Source organism: Domibacillus indicus, assembly GCF_000970685.1.
GTDB lineage: Bacteria > Bacillota > Bacilli > Bacillales > Domibacillaceae > Domibacillus > Domibacillus indicus.
Genome location: NZ_LAJB01000031.1, coordinates 1 through 2514 on the forward strand (window position 1 = coordinate 1; position 2514 = coordinate 2514).

At 41.8% G+C, this 2514-nt stretch carries 2 protein-coding genes; both read left to right on the top strand.

The window, feature by feature from the left end:
- Positions 1–137: 137 nt before the first annotated feature.
- Entirely contained in the window at positions 138–1682 is a 1545-nt protein-coding gene (gene istA, locus VP98_RS18090) for an IS21 family transposase (RefSeq protein ID WP_331428764.1), read from the top strand.
- A complete protein-coding gene (istB, locus tag VP98_RS18095) occupies positions 1679–2452 on the top strand; it encodes an IS21-like element helper ATPase IstB (RefSeq protein WP_046176763.1) in 774 nt (257 codons plus the stop codon). The genes istA and istB overlap by 4 nt, the downstream gene beginning before the upstream one ends.
- The last annotated feature ends 62 nt before the right edge of the window (positions 2453–2514 follow it).

Here is a 2514-nt window from a genome sequence, read left to right on the forward strand (position 1 = left end):
TGTAAACGATAAACTAGACTAAACAGTTTTCCACAATTTCCATCAAGCAGAATTCCACAAATAAGATTCAACAGTTAGCGGAACAACTGCCACTTTCAATATACTGGAGCAAGTATATTGAAAGTGAGGAACGAGGAGTGGAAAAACTAATGATCTACAATGAGATTCACAGGCTGAAAAGCCAGGGCTTTTCAAACAGCCAAATTGCCAGAAAGCTTAGGATATCCAGGAATCGAGTGATTGACTATGGAAAAATGACACCAGAAGAATTCTTCGAATTCGCTTCTTCTCTCCAGAATAGAAGCAAAAAGTTAGATCCTTACCATGAGACAATTGTTCGTTGGCTAAAGGAACATCCGGACTTATCGGGAGCCCAGGTACTTGACTGGCTAGAAGAAAGACTTAACGTAAAGTCTGTGTCAGAAAACACTGTTCGAAATTATGTAAATGATATCCGGGAAACGTACCATATTCCAAAGCAGCTTCCCGAAAGGGATTTTGGGGCTGTTCCTGAACTGCCCATGGGGCAGCAGATGCAGGTTGATTTTGGTGAATTGAAAGTGCCAACCACAGCCGGTTCTTTCAAAAAACTATATTTTATCGGATTCATTCTCTCTCATTCTCGTTTTAAATATGTAGAATGGCTGGATCGCCCCTTCCAGACGACGGACCTTATACATATACAGGAAAATGCCTTCCGGCATTTTGGGGGCATGACACAGGAGATCGTATATGATCAAGACCGTCTACTGGCTGTAAGTGAAAATGCCGGGGATATCATCATGACGGCTGAATTTACAAAATACCAGCAAACACGAAAATTCAAGGTCTATCTCTGTAGAAAGGCTGACCCTCAATCAAAGGGAAAGATTGAGCAGGTTATCAAATATGTAAAAAACAACTTTGCCAAAAACCGTGTTTTTGATAATTTACCAGACTGGCAGGAAGCCTGTATGAAATGGCTGAAGCGAACCGGCAATTATAAAGTTCATCATAATACGAAAAAAAGACCTTCTGAGGTGCACGCCCTGGAAAAGCAACACCTACAGAAAGTCTTTGGATCTTACCTTTTTGAAAAGATCTTTGGCACAAGTATAACAAGAAAAGTGCATAAGGACAACGTCATCCGCTTTGGCGGGAATCGCTATAGTGTACCTCTAGGGACGTATCGAAAAGGATCACAAAATATCGTCCATGTTCAATCAGATGGACAGCATCTGACGGTCCGCCTTCATCCAAATGGGGCTGTTATAGCAAGACATGTATTGTCAAAAGAAGATGGCCTTATTATTACAGACCCTTCCCACCGAGAGCGCTCCAGGTCCAAACGAGACCAGCTAATCAAGCAGATCGAAGAGATGGTGCCGGAGAAAGAAACTATAGGATGGCTGATCAAACAATTAGCTGAAAGGTATCCGCGTCATTTAATAGACCAGCTTAAAATTGTACAGGCAGCTATCTTAACCTATCCTGCTTTTATCGAAGAAGCTCTCGATGAAATGAAGCGTCTTAAGTTAAACAGTGCAAACGATCTGAGAGATATCGCCATTTCGTTAGAGATACAGAATCGAAAGAAGCTGAAAAAAACAGGCATCGAAAACGAGAAATATAAAAACCTTGCCGCTCCAGAAAGAAAAGAAGACATTTACATTCGTGTTCTTCAGGGAGGCAGCGCACAATGAGTCAGCCGTATGAAAGACTTCAGGAACAATGCCGAACCTTACGGCTAGCTGAAACCGCAAAAGAGATACCAAGCCTCCTTCGGGAGGCTGAAGCAAAAGGTTGGACTTATCATGAGCTCATGCACGAAGTGCTTAGTTATGAATTAAAGTGCCGGGAAAGAAAAAACAGTGAAAAGCTAATGAAATGGGCTGAATTTCCCGACATATTAACATTTGAAAGCTTCCGTCTTGAGGAACAGTCCGCCATTGGAGAAAAGCAGTTGAATGTACTGAAGGAGCTCTCCTGGGTGGAAGAATGCTTTACCTTAATCATGATGGGCCCTACGGGTGTTGGAAAGACGCACCTCTCTACTGCACTTGGTATTCACGCAATTGAGCGTGGATACCAAGTATCCTTCATCTCGATGGAGCGCCTAATCTATGTCTTGAAATCGCAAGAGTATACCAATAAGTCAAAAACAAGGTACAAGCGTATCATGAAATCGGATCTGATCATTATCGATGATGTCATGTACATGGCGTACGAACCACAGGATGCACACCTGTTCTTTCAGTTTATTTATGAAATGTACGATCAGGCAGCCTTTATTTTGACATCTAATAAGGGCCCAAACGAATGGGGGAAGTTTCTTGGAGATCCAACTTTAACAACAGCGATCCTGGATCGGCTTCTGCATCGAAGTGAAATTTTAACTTTTGATGAGAAGCAAAACAGTATCCGAATGAAATACCGAAAGGTTTTATTTAAGGAACAAAGTGTTGAATCTTAATTGGTGAAAACTGTTGTGCCGTATTTTTGGAAAACTGTTGAGTTTCACTTGACGGTTACAGA